Annotated in this window: 14 protein-coding genes and 1 pseudogene; 6 read left to right on the top strand and 9 right to left on the bottom strand. The window is 68.0% G+C overall.

The genetic code is table 11. The features are described 5' to 3' along the window. Positions 1-169: 169 nt before the first annotated feature. On the bottom strand, positions 170-853 hold the full coding sequence (locus ACXRVZ_RS25845; protein ID WP_457427518.1) for a phytanoyl-CoA dioxygenase family protein: 684 nt from the start codon (positions 851-853) through the stop codon (positions 170-172). A gap of 231 nt (positions 854-1,084) precedes the next feature. Here ACXRVZ_RS25845 and ACXRVZ_RS25840 point away from each other — a divergent pair, with 231 nt between their 5' ends. Beyond that, positions 1,085-1,834, top strand: coding sequence for a PEP-CTERM sorting domain-containing protein (locus tag ACXRVZ_RS25840; RefSeq protein WP_457427516.1), 750 nt, complete (start codon positions 1,085-1,087; stop codon positions 1,832-1,834). Positions 1,835-1,947: 113 nt separating this feature from the next. On the opposite strand, the gene ACXRVZ_RS25835 is transcribed toward ACXRVZ_RS25840, so the two are convergent. After that, complete coding sequence (locus ACXRVZ_RS25835) at positions 1,948-2,148, bottom strand: YbdD/YjiX family protein (protein WP_457427514.1); 201 nt, start codon at positions 2,146-2,148, stop codon at positions 1,948-1,950. Continuing rightward, a complete protein-coding gene (locus ACXRVZ_RS25830; protein ID WP_457427512.1) occupies positions 2,141-4,207 on the bottom strand; it encodes a carbon starvation CstA family protein in 2,067 nt (688 codons plus the stop codon). Before ACXRVZ_RS25830 ends, ACXRVZ_RS25835 begins: the two co-directional genes overlap by 8 nt. Before the next feature lie 252 nt (positions 4,208-4,459). On the opposite strand from ACXRVZ_RS25830, the gene ACXRVZ_RS25825 reads away from it, so the two are divergent. The 3 genes from ACXRVZ_RS25825 (at position 4,460) to ACXRVZ_RS25815 (ending at position 6,400) form a co-directional block, all read left to right on the top strand. Further along, the gene (locus ACXRVZ_RS25825) at positions 4,460-4,786 is read left to right on the top strand and encodes a DUF2917 domain-containing protein (RefSeq protein WP_457427510.1); all 327 of its coding nucleotides are present in this window, start codon (positions 4,460-4,462) and stop codon (positions 4,784-4,786) included. A gap of 25 nt (positions 4,787-4,811) precedes the next feature. Further along, entirely contained in the window at positions 4,812-5,882 is a 1,071-nt protein-coding gene (locus tag ACXRVZ_RS25820; RefSeq protein ID WP_457427508.1) for an alpha/beta fold hydrolase, read from the top strand. A 122-nt stretch (positions 5,883-6,004) separates the two neighbouring features. Continuing rightward, a complete protein-coding gene (locus ACXRVZ_RS25815; protein WP_457427506.1) occupies positions 6,005-6,400 on the top strand; it encodes a hypothetical protein in 396 nt (131 codons plus the stop codon). 12 nt (positions 6,401-6,412) lie between these two features. Here the strand turns inward: ACXRVZ_RS25815 and ACXRVZ_RS25810 are convergent, their stop codons facing one another. The 6 genes from ACXRVZ_RS25810 to ACXRVZ_RS25785 form a co-directional block, all read right to left on the bottom strand. After that, positions 6,413-7,312 carry a DUF6081 family protein gene (locus tag ACXRVZ_RS25810; RefSeq protein WP_457427532.1) on the bottom strand — a complete coding sequence of 300 codons (900 nt, stop codon included), beginning with the start codon at positions 7,310-7,312 and terminating at the stop codon, positions 6,413-6,415. A 518-nt stretch (positions 7,313-7,830) separates the two neighbouring features. After that, positions 7,831-8,634 (bottom strand): HEAT repeat domain-containing protein, encoded by an 804-nt coding sequence (locus tag ACXRVZ_RS25805; RefSeq protein WP_457427504.1) that lies wholly within the window; start codon positions 8,632-8,634, stop codon positions 7,831-7,833. A gap of 50 nt (positions 8,635-8,684) precedes the next feature. Beyond that, complete coding sequence (locus ACXRVZ_RS25800) at positions 8,685-9,311, bottom strand: response regulator transcription factor (protein WP_457427502.1); 627 nt, start codon at positions 9,309-9,311, stop codon at positions 8,685-8,687. A gap of 73 nt (positions 9,312-9,384) precedes the next feature. Next, positions 9,385-10,752, bottom strand: coding sequence for a cache domain-containing protein (locus ACXRVZ_RS25795; protein ID WP_458232991.1), 1,368 nt, complete (start codon positions 10,750-10,752; stop codon positions 9,385-9,387). After that, the gene (locus ACXRVZ_RS25790) at positions 10,752-14,141 is read right to left on the bottom strand and encodes a S41 family peptidase (protein WP_458232990.1); all 3,390 of its coding nucleotides are present in this window, start codon (positions 14,139-14,141) and stop codon (positions 10,752-10,754) included. The genes ACXRVZ_RS25795 and ACXRVZ_RS25790 overlap by 1 nt, the downstream gene beginning before the upstream one ends. 63 nt (positions 14,142-14,204) lie before the next feature. Then, positions 14,205-14,852, bottom strand: coding sequence for a DedA family protein (locus ACXRVZ_RS25785; RefSeq protein ID WP_458232989.1), 648 nt, complete (start codon positions 14,850-14,852; stop codon positions 14,205-14,207). 57 nt (positions 14,853-14,909) lie between these two features. Between ACXRVZ_RS25785 and mutL the strand changes: the two genes are divergently transcribed. Then, on the top strand, positions 14,910-16,763 hold the full coding sequence (gene mutL / locus ACXRVZ_RS25780) for a DNA mismatch repair endonuclease MutL (protein WP_457427465.1): 1,854 nt from the start codon (positions 14,910-14,912) through the stop codon (positions 16,761-16,763). A 12-nt stretch (positions 16,764-16,775) separates the two neighbouring features. Further along, positions 16,776-17,076: pseudogene (locus ACXRVZ_RS25775) on the top strand (pseudouridine synthase); the annotation flags it as partial.

Below are 17,076 nucleotides of genomic sequence, written 5' to 3'. Positions count from 1 at the left end.
GAGCGTAGCGAAGTGAGTGGGGTGCGGCCCCGGGCTTCGAGCATCGCAGGGGACCCCGACAGGGGCGGTTTTGCAGGGGAGAGCTTTTTGCTTACTTTTTGGCGGCGCAAAAAGTGAGTCGGCGGCCGGGACGAAATCCCGGCTGGGCGTTGCCGCCAACCCGCAGCAGCTACACCGGCCGCTGCCACTGCAGGCCGAACGGCAACTCCCGAGGTGCGAACAGGAAATGCAGCACGCGGCGTCGGCCGGTCGGTGCCGAAGCTTTGGACGACGCATGCAACACCAGCGGCCGCATCAGCAGCGCGTCGCCGGCCAGCGCGTTTGCCGGCACCTCACCCACACGATCACCCCAGGCAAGCGCAGCATCGTCGCCAAGCACCCCTTGCAGATGCGAGCCCGGAACAAAGCGCAAGCCGCCGTCGGCTTCGGTCGCGTCGTCCAGGTGCAGGCGCACGGCCAGCATCTGCGCCAGCACCTCGGCGGGCGCGAACACAAACGGCCGTCCGCCCTTGACAGACCAGCCGCTCAAACCCGGATGCTCCACACGTGCAGCGACTGGGATGGCGAGATCCTGATGTGGTGGGACCAACCAGTTGCGGCCCCCTGATTTTTCGAACAGCGTGCACTGCACGGCGACGGCATCTTCCGGCAACACGTCGCGCAACTGCGGCAACCCTTTCAGCCACCGAGCCAGTGCCTGACACCACGGCTGCTCCAGCAGTTCGCGCTGCCGCGCCGAGCCGGGCGGCAGTGTGACGAGTTCGACGATCAGTGCCTGCCGCCGCTCGGGGGCCAGCAGGCCGGGGAGAAGGCGAAAGCCTGCAGGCAAAGCGTCGTCGTTCAAAACAGGCATGCGCAGGCCTTGCACTACTGCGTGACGTTGCAACGGGCTGACGAAGCGGCTGTTACAACATCTCGCGAGTCATTTCAATACTTGTCGAGAACTTTTACAGAAATCCAACAGGTTGAAGAAAGGTTTCAGCAAGCTATTGATTTGGTTAATAAAAAACGTTCGGCACGCTTGTTGCGAATTGGTTCAGCGGGATGGTTTTCATCCTCAGAAATCGACAATGAAGGAGACAACATGCAGACCAATTTCCGCCTTGTAGGCGCGAAGTCCTTGTTCCTTGCTGCTGCGCTTGCCGCAACGATGAGCGCGCACGCAGATGCCACGATCACGGCAATCTTCGGCTCTGGCGTTGGCGACAACGGCTGGACCGAACAAACGGGCAGCGGCGTCCAGCTTGCGTTGCGTGCCCGGGAGCGCTTCCCCGTGCCGACCAACAACGTGCCCAGCAATGGCGCCGGCACCTATACCTTCAGCGATACCAGCGCCTATTCCCTGTACGGGTTCAACAACCTGGCGTCGTGGAACTTCGATTTCTCGATCAATGCGGGCACTGCCTCGGTCAGCAGCTACAGCTACATGCTGGGCATTGATAGCAACCCGAGCTTGGGCAAGACCTTCACCTCGTTTGATCCGCTGGCCGTGTTCAACGACAACTCGTTCGGCAACAACGGCACCACGCAAGGCAACGGCACCGATGCCGATGCGGCCACCAAGGCTGGCCTGGCAGCCGCGAACAGCATTGCGCAGAACTCCGAAAACTTCGGTTGGCTCTCCGCCCTGTTCAACCCCACCGTCGACGGCACCTATTCCATCTACCTGGAGGCGTTCAATCAAGCCGGCGGTCCGGTGGCGCGCACCGAAATCACGGTGGTGGTGGGCGACGGCGGCGACCGCGAGTTGCCGGAGCCGGCGTCCCTGGCTCTTGTCGGCGTCGCAGCGATCGGTCTGGCAGCGGTTCGCCGCCGCCGCGCTGCCAAGGCCTGACGTTCCCTGGGCTGTTCCATCCGGAACAGCCCAACGGTGACAGCAGCCCGTCTTATCGAGAATGCCGCTCAGTTGAATCTGAGCGGCATTTTTCTTGGGCGCTTCTTCGTCGATCAGCAGCACTTGCCGACGCGCGCGCTGTAGCGCGCGGTCTGACGCTCCCTGAAGAATTCCTCGTAGTTCATCGCCGGCCGCTCCGGGTGCGTGGCCTGGTGGTGTGCCAGATAGGTGCCGTAGTCCGGCACGCCCACCATCAGGCGCAGGCTTTGCGTGAGGTAGCGACCCGCGCGGGACAGGTCGCCACGCTCAAGCATGCTGGCCCGCAGGCAGCCGCACGAAGGCCGTTTCCTGCGCCGTGACCCTGGCCGTGCCGCGCGCGGCCCGGATGGCCTTGACGCTGTAGATCAGCACGCTGATGACCACGCCCATGAAGAGCAGGCACAGCGCCGCGTCCAGCCGGTCGTTGAAGACGACGCGCGACATCGCGTCCAGCGTCTTGGCCGGCGCCAGCACCTTGCCCTCGGCAATCGCCGTGGCGTACTTGTCGGCATGGGCCAGGAAGCCCAGCTTGGGGTCGGCCGAGAAGATCTTCAGCCAGCCGGCCGTCATCGTGCACACCAGCAGCCAGGCGGCCGGCAGCATGGTGACCCAGGCGTAGCGGTCCTTCTTCATCTTGAAGATGACGACCGTGCCCAGCATCAGCGCGACGGCAGCCAGCATCTGGTTGCCGATGCCGAACAGCGGCCACAGCGTGTTGATGCCGCCCAGCGGGTCGACGACGCCCTGGTAGAGGAAGTAGCCCCAGGTGGCCACGCACAGGCCGGTGGCGACGAAGTTGGCAACCCAGCTCTCGGTGCGCCTCATGGACGGCACGAAGCTGCCCAGCAGGTCCTGCAGCATGAAGCGGCCGGCGCGCGTGCCGGCGTCCACGGCGGTCAGGATGAAGAGCGCCTCGAACAGGATGGCGAAGTGGTACCAGAAGGCCATCATGGCCTTGCCGCCCACCACCTGGTGCAGGATCTCGGCCATGCCCACGGCCAGCGTCGGCGCACCGCCGGCACGGGCCAGGATGGTCTTCTCGCCGACGTCGGCCGCCGCCTGCGTCAGCATCTCGGGCGTGACGACGAAGCCCCAGGTCGACAGCGTCTGCGCGACGGTCGCGGCGTCCTTGCCGACCACCGCAGCCGGGCTGTTCATCGCGAAGTAGACGCCCGGCTCGATGCACGAGGCGGCCACCAGCGCCATCACCGCGACGAAGCTCTCGGCCAGCATGCCGCCGTAGCCGATGTAACGGGCGTGGGACTCGTTCTCCAGCAGCTTGGGCGTCGTACCCGACGAGATCAGCGCATGGAAGCCCGACACCGCGCCGCAGGCGATGGTGATGAACAGGAAGGGGAACAGACTGCCGGCCCAGACCGGGCCGCCGCCGGCGGCGAACTGCGTCAGCGCCGGCATCTTCAGCGGCGGCGCGACGATGACGATGCCGATGGCCAGCGCAATGATGGTGCCGATCTTCAGGAAGGTGCTGAGGTAGTCGCGCGGCGCCAGCAGCAGCCAGACCGGGATGCTGGCGGCGACGAAGCCGTAGCCGATCAGCAGCCAGACCAGCGTGGTGGGCGTCAGCGTGAAGATGGGCGCCAGCGTCGCGCTCTCGCTGACCCACTGGCCACCGAAGATGGCCGCCATCAGCAGCACGAAGCCGATGGCCGACACCTCGCCGATGCGACCCGGGCGGATGAAGCGCAGATAGACGCCCATGAAGAGCGCGACGGGGATGGTCGCGGCCACCGTGAACAGGCCCCAGGGCGAGTCCGCCAGCGCCTTGACGACGATGAGCGCCAGCACCGCCAGGATGATGATCATGATCATGAAGGCGCCGAACAACGCGATCAGCCCGGGCACCGTGCCCATCTCCTGCTTGACGAGGTCGCCCAGCGAGCGGCCGTCACGGCGCGTGGAGATGAACAGCACGATGAAGTCCTGCACCGCACCGGCAAAGACGACGCCGGCCAGGATCCACAGCAGGCCTGGCAGATAGCCCATCTGCGCCGCCAGCACGGGGCCCACCAGCGGGCCGGCGCCGGCAATCGCCGCGAAGTGGTGACCGTAGAGCACATGCTTGTTGGTGGGCACGTAGTCCAGGCCGTCGTTGTACTTCCAGGCGGGCGTTTGCCGCTTGGGGTCCAGCCCCAGCACCTTCTCGGCAATGAAGAGGCTGTAGTAGCGGTAGGCGATGAGGTAGGTGCACAGCGCGGCGGCCACGACCCACAGCGCGCTGATCGTCTCGCCGCGGCTCAGGGCCACGGTGGCGAGGGATGCAGCGCCGAGGATCGCGACACCGGCCCAGGCAAGGTGACGACGCAGGTTCGACATGAGGTTTGTCTCCGTTTCGGCGCGCCTGTCGAAGGCAGGTGCTGCCGTGAGGAAGTGTCGGAACTGGTGCCCGCGCGGGCATCGGTCAAGCCACGCGGGGCGGGCGCGCGGCAATACCTAAGGGTCAACCCGGAACGGCAGTGGCGACTACGGTAGCCATACCGTAGTCGCTGCCGGCCCGTACCGTATTCCGCCGACTGCGGCATTCCCAGCCGGGCCACCAGACTGGCTCCATCGCCCAAGGAGCCCGCCATGACCCTCGCCGCCAGCCTTCCTCGCTTCTTCATGCAGCTCGGCCGCCAGCCGCAGCCGGCGCGCGCAGCGCGGACCGACACGGCGGCCCTGCCGCAGCAGCGCACGATGGCGCTCAATGCCATCGTCACGCTGGAGAACCGGCCCCTGCAGCTGCATGTGCTGCGCGGCTGCGTCTGGATCACCCGCGACGGCTGCTCGGCTGACCGCGTGCTGAAGGCGGGCGACAGCTTCGAGCAGCGCCCTGGCGCGCCCGTGCTGGTGCAGGCGCTTGAGAACACCGAACTCCTGATTGCCGACGCGGTGGCGCACGCGCAAGATGCGTGAATCGCCGCAGCCCCAAGGTCAGCCAGTGGAACCCAGCCAGGATCTGCGCTTCTGTGTGACCCCGGACCGCATCACGCTGGCCTGCGCGCTCACGGGCAGCGGCCCCAAGCTTGTGCGCGCCGGCACCTGGGTCAGCCACCTCGAATGCGAGCTGCGCGAGCCCGACACCTGGTCCACGCTGGAGGCCCTGGGCCGCCACCACACCCTCGTGCGCTATGACCCGCGCGGCTGCGGGCTGTCCACGCGCGAGGTGCCGCCCTTCGACTTCGAGACCCTGCTCGCCGACTTCGAGACGGTGATGGACGCCATGGCCCCGGAGCCCGTGGCGCTGCTGGGCGTCTCCTGCGGTGCGCCGCTCGCCATCGCCTATGCCGCCAGGCACCCGGAGCGCGTCACGGCGCTGGTGCTGGTGAACGGCTTCGCCCGTGCCTATTTCAGCGCGCCGACGACACCGCCGCACCTGCTGGAAGAGGCCAAGCTGCTGCTGGCCACGGCGCGCCAGGGCTGGGCACAGGAGAAGTCGCCGTTCCGGCAGATCTTCCTCGCGCAATTGATGGGCGCGGCCGTGGCCGATCTGGCGGCGCGGCATCTCGTCAGCGAGCGCATGCGGCTGTCCATGACGCCCGATATTGCCGAGCGCCATCTGCGCTCCAACTACAGCATCGACGTGAAGGCGGAGTGCGCGCTGGTGCAATGCCCGACGCTCATCTTCCATGCGCGCGACGACCAGATGGTCACGCTCGAACAGGGCCGCAAACTGGTGGCCTGGATACCGGGTGCGCGATTCGTGCTGCTCGACAGCGACAGCCATATCCTGCCGGTGGGCCAGAACGCCGGTCGCACCTTCATTGCTGAGACCGTCGAGTTCCTGGGTGGCGGCCGCCCCGACAAGCCGCGCCTGAGCCGGCGACAGACCCAGATCCTGTGCCTGGTTGCACAGGGCATGACGGACAAGCAGGTGGCGCGAGAACTGGGCCTGAGCCCGCGCACCGTGGAAATGCACGTGGCGCTGGCGCTGCGCGCTCTGAGCTGCGCCAACCGCGCCGAAGCAGTTCACCGCGCCGGGCAGGAAGGCCTGCTGGACGAGGTGCTGTAGGTCGCGTCCGACACGCCTCAACACCCGCTTACGAATGGCCAGCGCTCGTCGTCAACGGTGGCTGCGACCGGGCGTTGACCAGTGACCGCAGGCCGTTGTTTCGGCCTCGTAGGAGGTTCCAAATGCTTCGTCGTACTTTTGCCACTCTTATCGCTGGCGCTGCCCTGCTTGGCGCCACCGCCGCCCACGCCGGCACGAGCTGGTCCATCGGCATCAGCCTGCCGCCCGCCGACTTCGTGGTGTCCAACGCGCCGAGGTACTACGCCGAGCCGGCACCCGTCTACTACAGCCCGGCACCGGTCGTGCGTTACGCGCCGGCCCCGAGGTATGAGCGCGATGTCTATTACGCGCCGGCCCCGCGGGTGGTCTACGACCGCTCCTACGGCGACCGCCGCTGGGATCGGCACGATGACCGCCGGAATGACCGCTGGGATGGTCGCCGCGACAACGACCGCAATGACCGTCACGATCACCGCGATCGCGGCCACGACAGCTACGGCCCGCAGCGCGGGCGTTGATCGCCCGGGCCGTTAAGGCCTGCTCGCGCGGCGGCGCCGCGCGGCCAGGCCCCTCAGACCCATCAGGCCCATGCCCGCCGCCAGCATCGCCCAGCTCCCGGGCTCGGGCACGGCGGTGACGGTGAAGTTGTCGAAGGTCGCGTCCATGCCCTGGCCGAACAGGCGCTCAGAGACCGGGATGGAGACCGCCAGGTCGGGGCGGTCGGGATGCTGGAAGGGGAAGGCGTCCAGCAGGCTGAACAGCCCATGGCCGATGGTCAGGCTGTTGATCTTGCCGGCCAGCAGTTCGCCCGGGCCGTAGGACGGGTAGGTGCCGCTCCAGGGCTCGCCGCGCTGGTCCAGCGGCACACCGACCTTGTCGACAGTCGAGACCAGGCCGCCGTCCAGGAAGTAGCTCACGCTGCCCGAATCGCTGTAGGTGATGGACACCTCGTGCGGGCCGGCGCCGATCGCGACCTGCTTGATGATCTGCGTGTACATCTTGTCGATGCCGACATAGCCCGCGTCGCCGGGCTGCAACGCCGGGTTGGTGACCGCCGAGGGCAGCCGCTCGATGAGCGCGAACGCCGTCGAGCCGGAGACGAACCAGTCGAACAACTGGCCGGTGGAGAAGTCGATCATGTTCATCACCGCGCCGGCCTGCTGGCCCTCGAGCGCCAGCGCCGAATACGGGTTGCCGCTTTGCACGTAGCTGCCGCTGATCAAACGGCCGGCCGCCTGCGTGTTGTAGGCCGTGGCGTTGATGGTGGACGAGAAGGTCAATGAACCGTTGGTCGGCACCGCGAACGACTGCGTGCTGGTGGCGATGTACTTCAGGTGGTCGTAGACGCTGAAGTCGAAGCCGGTCTTGAACACGGGCGCCTTGATGGAGAAGTTGCCGTTGGCGACATTGCGCGTGTCCGTGAGGGTCATCTCGCCCAGGCCATACGGGTTGACCCATTTCGCGCCATAGCTGGCCAGGGAGTAGCCGGGCGCGTCGAAGTCGTCGTAGACCGTGGTGGTCGCAAAGGCTGGCCCGGCCATCGCGACGGCAGCGCTGAACGCCAAGGCCGCGCGCCGTGGCATCCCGCTGCGGCCCCTCGCGTCAGTTGGGGTGAATCGAACTCGTGCCTTGCTCTGGTGCATTTCCCGTACCTCGATGAATGAATCTGCCCTGATGGATGGGGTGGCGCGCAGGGACTTCACGTGCCGCGCGAGCGATCTGTGTCGCTGAGGGGATGCTTGAGCAAGGCGCTGCCGGCGCCACTCAGGTTTCCACCAGCGCGGCGGCGTTTCGACATATCGATTGAGGACGAGGCGGGCGCATTGCCCCATCTGCAAGGGCTTGCGGCCCCTCGCGCTCGACCGCTCAGCGATTCGGCGTGGCCTGAGCGCCCAGCTCCTGCCCGTGCCGGGTGCTCTGCCAATGCGCCGCAACGGTGCGCGGCAGGTCAGGTGCCTGAAGTTGGGCTGGCGCAGGTTTCGACGGCTTCACGCAGCGCGTCCAGCCATTGCGGGTCGACCTCTCCGTCACCGGCCGTGCCGGTCAACAGCGCCTGCAATGCAGGAAGCAGTCTCGGGCTGGCGAACTTTGCCGCGGCGTTCAGATCGAGCATGCGGCACTTGTCGTCAAGATGGGTCAACAGGTAGTCGACCGCCCTTGGGTCATTGCGCGCCGCCAGGCCGATGACGGCCTCCCCGCGCACGTCCGGGTCGGCATCGCTCAGGTTCGTCCACAGCAGTTCCCGAATCTCGGGCGTGTCCGCACCCTGCATGGACCCCAGGCCGAAGGTGGCCCAGTCGCGCACATCGTCGTCACCGTCGCGCGCCAGCCGCAGCAGCGCGTCGATGGCGGGAGGTTCTGGATACAGCGCCAAAGCCACGGCCACGTGCCATCGCATATCACTGCTGGGGTGAGACGCCAGCCGCACCAGCTCAGCCAGCGCCTCGGGGTGCGGCCGATGGCCCAGGCCGGAAACGGCCGCGCCGACAACCTCGTCATGCGCGTCATGCAGTCCTGCCAGCAGCAGGCGCTGCGTCGCCTCCAGCGCGTACTCCACACTGCCGGACTCTGCACCCTGCCGTCGCTGCCTCAGTTGCGCCGCGACGTGAAGCCCAAGCGCCCGCCGCCGCCAGCTATGGCTGCGCGAAAGCCGCTGCGCCAGCGCCAGAGTCTCGGGCGAGCCGCGCATGTGCAAGGCCGCGATGGCATTCCAGCTTCTGTGGCTGCCCCAAGCTCGCAGGGCGATGCGCACCAGCTGCGGCAAAGTCCGCTTGCGATCAAGCCTGCGCCTGATTCCGCGTCTCACTGCTCGCGCCCATGCTCCACCGCATACCGGATCAACTCCGCCTGCCCGTCCAGATCCAGCTTGCGCTTGATGCTCTGCCGATGGGCCTCCACCGTGCGCACCGACAAGTCCAGATCCCGCGCAATCTGCTTGCTCGACGCGCCCTGCCCCAGCTTGCCGAGGATCTCGCTCTCGCGCGGTGTCAGCACCGGCTTGGGCGCCTGGCCGCGGAAGAGCCGGCCGGAGACGGCGGCGCTCAGGAAAGTGCCGCCCGCCGCCACCGCGTCGATGGCCGACACGATCTCGGTGGCCGGCGCGTCCTTGAGCACATAGCCGCGTGCGCCGGCCTGCAGCGCGCGCTGCACGTACTCGGGGTTGTCATACATGCTGAACATCAGCAGCTTGACGCTCGGTTGGGCCGTCAGCATCTCGGCGGCCAGCGCAATGCCGTTGACGTCCTTCAGGCCCACGTCCATCAGCACGACATCGGGCGCCGTGCGGGCGAGCTGTTCCAGCGCCTCGACGCGGTGGCCCGCCTCGCCGACGACCTCGAAGCGCGGCACGGCGGCCAGGCGCGCAACCAGGCCTTCGCGCACCATCGGGTGGTCGTCGACAAGCAGGATGCGGATGGGCGGTGAGGTCATTGGTGCACCCTTCGGCCTGCGGCCTGTCCCGCCAGGCGGGAGCGAGCTTGCTTGGGGCGGCCCGGCACGGCGCTCATACGGCGGCGCGCGCGAGATCGGCAGCCGATAGTTTGACCGTGAGCCGGCAGCCGATGCCGAGTGACGTCATCAGGCTCAGCCGCGCACCCAGCGCATCAGCTCGCTCGCGCATGCTGCGCAGGCCCAGGCCACGGTCGGCCACGGCCTGGGCGGCGTCGGCATCGAAGCCCTGGCCGTCGTCCACGATCTCCAGCGCCAGGCCGCCGTTGCGCTCGAAGCGCAACGTCATGGTCACCACCGTCGCGTGGGCGTGGCGGGCAGCGTTGTTCAGCGCCTCCTGGGCGATGCGGAACAGCGCCGTGTTGACGGCCTCGGGCAGGCCGACCTCTTCACCTTCGACGACCGCCGAGAAATGCGTGCCGCCGGCCGCATCGAACTCGCCCGCCAGGTGTTGAAGCGCAGCCGGCAGGCCCAGCGTGTCCAGCAGCGCCGGGCGCAGCGCGTGGGACAGGTGGCGCACCTCGGCCAGCGTGCTGTTCAGCCGCTTCAGCGCCAGCGCCTGCAGGCGCTCGGCACTGGCGGGCTCATGCTGGGCCGACTCGATGAGCAGCTTGGTGGCCACCAGCGCCTGGCTGACGCCATCGTGCAGCTCGCGAGCCAGGCGGCCGCGTTCGTCCTCCTGGCTCTGCACCACCTCGCGGGCCAGCGCGCGCAGCTTCGCCTCGGCGCTGCGGTGCTCACTGAGGTTGAGCGCCAGGGCGCCCGCGCTGATGAGGGCCACGCCGAACACGGCCACTGCGCCCACCCACAGCATGGTCGCCGTGATGTTCTGGCGCGCGCCGCGCTCCAGCTCGCTCATGGTCGCCTCGATGCCGTCCAGATACAGGCCCGTGCCCAGCATCCAGTCCCACTCCGGCACGGCGACGACATAGCCCAGCTTGGGCGCCAGCAGGCTGCTGGACGGCTTGCGCCAAAGGTACTCCACGTACCCGCCGCCGGCCTTGGCCTGGGCAATGAGCTGCTGGATCGTGAGCCGGCCCTTGGGGTCGCGCAGGCCCCACAGGTTCTGCCCGATCAGCTCGGGCTGGCGCGAGTGCATCAGCACACGGCCATCCAGCGCGTAGACGAAGAAATAGCCGTCGGGGCCGTAGTCCAGCGAGGACAGGATGGCCAGCGCCCGCTCCTGCCCGCCGGGCTGCCCCAGCAGCGGCTTGACGGTGCTGACGGCCAGGTCGACGTAGTGCTTGAGCTCGGTGCGACGCGCGTCCATGTAGCTGACGCGCACGAGGGCGTGCTCACGTGCGGCCAGCTCGCTCTCCTGCTGGCGCACGGCCAGCGCGATGAGGGCGAGCGAGGTCAGCAGTGGCAGCAGGGCCAGCAGGACGAAGCGGCCCCGCAGGGACAGGGCCGCCCAGGACTTCATCAGCGGCCCAGCTTGGCGGCGTCAGGCGCCGACTTGCGCTGGATCGGCTTCCACCCCTCCAGCCGCTTCAGCACATCGGCAATCGCCACATCCAGCTGCGTGTCCTCACCACGATTGACAGCCGCCGGGTCGAGTTCGACGTCGATGTCCGGCGCCACGCCCTCGTTCTCGATGCGCCACTCGCCTTCCGGCGTGTAGAAGCGGAAGAAGGGCACGGTCAGGGAACCGCCGTCGATCAGCGGCGGGTTGGCGGAGATGCCGATCAAGCCACCCCAGGTGCGCTTGCCGATCAGCGGGCCCAGGCCCACGCGCTTGAAGGCATAGGGCATGAAATCGCCGCCCGAGCCGGCGTCCTGGTCGATGAGCATGGCCTTGGGGCCGTAGATGGCGCCACCCGGCGTGTCGAAGACGAGGCCGTCGCGGTCCTTCCAGCTGCCTAGGTAGGGCCGCGCCAGCAGCTCGGTGACGTAATTGGCTGCCTGGCCGCCGCCGTTCTTCCGGTCGTCGACGATCAGCGCCTGCTTGTCGATCTGTGCGAAGAACATGCGGTTGAAGTGCTCGAAGCCGCCACCGGCGGTGTCAGGCATGTAGACGTAGGCAACGCGACCGCCCGACTTCTCCAGCACCTTCCTGCGGTTGCCGTCTATCCACGCCCAGCGGCGCAGCAGGCTGTCGTTGGCAATGGGCTCGACGGTGATGTCGCGCCGACCCTTGCCCGCGGCGTCGTGAGCAATGGTCAACACCACCTGCTTGCCGACCGTGTTCTCCAGCAGCGCATAGAGGTTGGTCTTCTCGTCCAGCTCATGGCCGCCAATGGCGAGGATGAAGTCGCCCTCCTTCACCCCCAGGCCGGCCACGCTCAGCGGCGAGCGCAGGTTGGGGTTGAGGCGGTCACCCGCATACAGCCTGGCGATGCGGTAGCGGCCCTGCTCGACGGTGAAGTCAGCGCCCAGCAGGCCGACCGCGACGGGCGCCTCCTGGTGCACATCGCCACCGCTGGTGCGGTTGTGGCCGACCTGCAGCTCGCCGATCATCTGCACGAGCAGGTCGTTGAGGTCCTCGCGGCGCTGCACATGGGCCAGCTGCGGCAGGTAGCGGTCGTAGACGGCCTGCCAGTTCAGGCCGTGCATGCCGGCGTCGTAGAAGAACTCCTTCTCCATCCACCAGGCCTCGTCGAAGATCTGCTTCCACTCGGCGCGCGGGTCCACGCGGCCGCGCAGGCCGGCGAGGTCCAGCGCCTTGCTCTCGGCCTTGTCGTTGGCGTCACCCACCTCCAGCTTGCCGCCGGCCAGGGTCAGCAGCAGCTTCTTGTGGTCCTCGCTCAGCGAGAACTCGGCGATGCCGGTGCGCAGCATCTTGGCCTTGCGGTCCTCGAAGTCGAAGCGCCACAGCTCGGCCGTGGCGCGCTTCTCGGCCTGCGGTGCCTCAGTGCTGGCGCCGGGCTGCGGGCGCTGCAGGTAGAACAGCGCGCCGTCGGACGCCACGGCCAGGCCGTCGTAGTTGCGCTCGGCCACCGGCAGGGCCACGACGCGGTCCATCAGGCCATCGAGGTCGACCTTGGTCGGCTTGACGGGGTCGGGCTTCTTGTCGTCTTTCTTGTCGTCCTTTTTTTCGTCCTTCTTGGCGTCGGCCTTCTTTTCGTCCTTCTTGTCATCCTTTTTAGGCCCGTCCTTCTTGGACTCTTCGTCCTTCTTCTCGTCCTTTTTGTCGTCCTTCTTGCCATCCTCGTCACCCGCCTTGGGCGCCAGCGGCGACTTGCCGTCGGCGGCCAGCACCAGGGCATAGAGGCCGGCGCGGCGCGGGCGCTCCTGGGTGGACAGGTCCAGGCCGACCTGGCTGGGGCCGGAGTTGATGGACGCGGTGAAGTACAGCAGATCGCCCTTGGCCGAGAAGGTCGGGTTGCCGGCATGGGCCAGGCCATCGGTCACGGCATGGCTGCGGCCGGTGGCGATCTCGTGCAGCGAGATGCGGCCGAAGTAGGTCTCGCCCGAGCTGGTGTAGGCCAGCCAGCGGCTGTCCGGCGAGAAGGACACCGCATAGCCGTCGGCGCCGAGGCGGCGCACGTCGGTGGCGATCTTGATGAGCTGGCCACGCTGCGCACCGGGCGCGCGGCTCAGGCGGTAAAGGTTGAGGTGGTTGTCGATCAGCACGAGCTGCTGGCCATCGGGCGACCAGTCCACCAGCGTGAAGTAGGCCTCCTTGGGCAGAGCGATGCGCTCCTTGGCGCCCAGGCCGGTCTGCGCCTGCAACACCAGTTCATGGCGCATGCCGGGGGCATCGGAGATGTAGGCGATCTGCTTGCCATCGGCGCTCCACAGCGCGTCCTTCTCGCGCACGCCGGCCGTCTCGGTCAGGTTGCGCACGCTGCCGTCCTTGACGGGCACCGTGAACACCTCGCCACGCGCGCTCACCACCACGCGCTTGCCAGTGGACGACAGATGGGCCGAGGTGACGGCCTTGCCGGCGTCCTTCCACTGCGGGCGAGCCTGGGGGGCGGTGCTGGCGAGCTGGATGTCGAGCACACGCGGTTCGCCTCCGGCCAGCTCGATCTGCTTGATGCGGCCACCCGATTCATAGACCAGCGTCGTGCCGACGGCGTCCACGCTGCGCACGTCCCACTGCGTCTCTTTCGTGAGCTGCCGCAGCGACTGGGTCGCCGGGTTGAAGGCGAAGAGATTGGCCGCGCCATCGGCCCGGTCGGAGATGAAAACGACCTCGCCGCCGGCCCAGACGGGCGCCGAATCGCTGGCGTTGACGTGCGGGATCTGCTGCCACTTCTGGCTGGCCATGTCCATGATCCAGACCGGCGGGGTCGAACCACCGCGGCTCTGACGCCAGCCGCTCGAACCGGCATAGGCGGCGTTGTAGGGCCGGTAGGCCAGCTGCTTGCCGTCGGCCGACCAGGCGCCCTCCCAGGCCACGGCCTTCATGACCTGGCGCTCGTAGCCGCCGTCCAGGCTGACCTCGTAGAGCTGGTTGCTGCGGTTGTTCAGCACCTCGCGCGGCGAGGCGAACAGCACCCGCTTGCCGTCCGGGCTCCAGCCGCTGACGACGTCCGCCGTCGGGTGCCAGGTCAGGCGCCTGGGCTGGCCGCCGTCCAGGCCGATGACATAGACGTCGGTGTTGCCGTCGTAGCTGGCCGAGAAGGCGATCTGCTTGCCGTCCGGCGAGAAGCGCGGCGCGAATTCGCTGGCCGCGTGGCTGGTGAGGCGCCGGGCGTTGCCGCCGCTGCGGTCGGCCAGCCAGAGGTCACCGGCGTAGACGAAGGCGAGGTGGTCCTTGGAGACGGCGGGTTGACGCAGCATCAGCGTCGGTTCCGCAGAGGCCGCCACTGAGGCCAGGCTGGAGGTCATCCACGCCAGGGCCAGGGCGAGTCGAGACAGGGTCATCGGGATCTCCGATTGAGTCGCAGAACGCGCGACTCTAGACCCGAAGTCGGTCCGATCTGAAAGTCAGCTCGGCGCGCGCTTGAAGCGGCTCTTGATGCCGCCAGCGATGATGAGGATGCCCGGGATGAGGATCATGGCCCAGATGATCTTGTCCAGGTTGGCCTTGACCCAGGGCACGTTGCCGAACACGTAGCCGATGAGGGTGATGCCGCAGACCCAGAGCGCGCCGCCGGTCACGTCGTAGAAAGTGAACTTGCGCCGCGTCATCAGCGCCACACCCGCCACGAAGGGCGCGAAGGTGCGCAGGAAGGGCATGAAGCGCGCGGCGATCAGCGTGAAGCCGCCGTACTTCTCGTAGAAGGCATGAGCCTTGTCAAAGGCCGCCTTGTTGAAGAAGCGCGAGTTCTCCCACTGGAAGACGCGCGGCCCGAAATGCCGGCCGATGGCGTAGTTGCACTGGTTGCCGAGGATGGCCGCTGCTGTCAGCAGGCCCATGGACAGCCACAGGTCCATCAGCCCCACGCCGCACATCGCGCCGACGACGAAGAGCAGCGAGTCGCCGGGCAGGAAGGGCATGACGACGACGCCGGTCTCCACAAAGATGATCAGGAAGAGCAAGGCGTAGACCCAGGCGCCGTAGGCCTGGACGAACGTGGCCAGGTGCTGGTCCACGTGCAGGATGAAGTCGAGAAGGAAATGCAGCAGGTCCATGGCGCGGCATTATCCCGGCGGCTCTGTGACGGCCAGCCCACCGCCGATAATCCCGCGATGGATTCGCCGCTCCCAGAAGTCCCCGCCCCCCGCGCCATCCGCGAACTGCCCGATGAGCTGATCAGCCAGATTGCCGCCGGCGAGGTCGTCGAGCGCCCGGCGTCGGTGGTGCGCGAGCTGGTGGACAACGCGCTGGACGCCGGTGCGAAGAGCATCCAGGTCAAGCTGATGGCCGGCGGCGTGCGCGCCATCGTCGTGGAGGACGACGGCTGTGGCATCCCGGTCAACCAGCTGCCGCTGGCGCTGAAGCGCCATGCCACCAGCAAGATCGCCAGCCTGAACGATCTCGAATCCGTCGCCACCATGGGTTTCCGCGGCGAGGCGCTGGCGGCCATCTCTTCGGTGTCGGACATGGCCATCGCCAGCCGCACCGGCTCCGACGCCCACGCCCACCGGCTGGACGCCCGCAGCGGCGAGTTGCAACCCGCCGCCCGCGGGCGCGGCACSAGCGTSGAGGTGCGCGAGCTGTTCTTCTCGACACCCGCGCGCCGCAAGTTCCTGAAGACGGACTCGACGGAGCTGGCGCACTGCGTGGAAGCCGTGCGCCGTCACGCGCTGGCGCGGCCCGACGTGGGCTTTGCGATCTGGCACGAGGGCAAGCTCGTCGACCAGTGGCGCGCGGCGTCCAGCGAGCAACGCATCTCCGACGTGCTGGGCGAAGACTTCAGCAGCGAGAGCCGCCCGTTTGAATACAGCGCTGGCCCACTGGCATTGACCGGACGCGCCGGCCTGCCCGAGGCCGCGCGCTCGCGGGCCGACCAGCAATACGTCTGGGTCAACGGTCGCTATGTGCGCGACAAGCTCATCAGCCACGCCATCCGCTCTGCCTACGAAGACGTGCTGCACGGCCAGCGCCAGCCCAGCTACGTGCTCTTCATCGAAATCGCGCCCGAGCTGGTGGACGTGAACGTGCACCCGACCAAGATCGAGGTGCGCTTCCGCGACGGCCGCGCCATCCATCAATCGGTGCGCCGCGCCTTCATCGACGCGCTGGCCCAGTCCCGCGCCGACGCCGCCGCCGTCGAGTCAGCCATGGCGCCGCTGGCCTTCGAGCCGACGATGCCGGCGACGCTCTACGTCTCCGAGCCGCGCCTGAGCTACCAGCCCTTCACACCGCCGGTGCCGGCCACGGCAGAGCAGGTGCGTTTGTCCCTGGTGCAGCACGAGACGCTGTGGCAGCCGACGACCAAGCCGGTGGTTTCCACGTCCATCGCGGATGCGGCCGCGCCGGCCGAGATCAGCCTGCCCGCGCTGTCGACCAAAGAGGACTGGCCGCTTGGCCGCGCCATCGCGCAGATCCAGGGCGTCTACATCCTGGCCGAGAACCGGCAAGGTCTGGTCATCGTCGACATGCACGCGGCCCACGAACGCGTCGTCTACGAGCGTCTCAAGGCCAGGCTTGGCTCAACGCAGATCGAGAGCCAGCCGCTGCTGATCCCGGTCAGCTTCGCGGCCACGGCCGAAGAGGTGGCCGCCGCCGAGCAGCATGCCGACACGCTCAACAAGCTGGGGCTGGACGTGTCACCGCTGTCCACGCGCACGCTGGCCGTGCGCTCCCGCCCTGCCCTGCTGGCGGCAAGCGACCTCGTCGCGCTGACCCGCGAGCTGCTCGCGGAGATGGCCCAGTTCGACGCCAGCTCGGTGCTCGAACGCGCCCAGCACGAGATCCTCGCCACCATGGCCTGCCACGGCGCCGTGCGCGCCAACCGGCAGCTGACGCTGGACGAAATGAACGCGCTGCTGCGCGACATGGAAACCACCGAACGCGCCGACCAGTGCAACCACGGCCGCCCCACCTGGCGCCAGCTCGACATGCGCGAGCTGGACGCCCTTTTCCTGAGAGGCCGTTGAGGCACAAACCACATGGCCACCATCACACTCAAGGGCAAGCCCAAGCCCGCCGCCAAGACCCGCAACGCCGAGGGCGAGAAGCGTGCGCCGGTGCGCGGCAAGGGCGTCTCCAAACCCCGCCCCTCACTGGCCAAGGCGCAGGCCGACCGGGCCGAGCGCGAGGCGGAGTTCCAGAAGGCTCAAGCGCAGCGAAACGAACGGCCCGCGCCGCAGCGTGACGACCGCCCTGCCCGGCCCAAGCCGGCCGGCTTCAAGCCCGAGCGCCCGCCGCAGCGCAGCGAAGGCTTCCGCCGCGACGAGCGCCCCGACCGGC

Source organism: Roseateles sp. P5_E8, from assembly GCF_054177665.1.
This window is presented reverse-complemented; position numbering and strand designations above follow the sequence as displayed.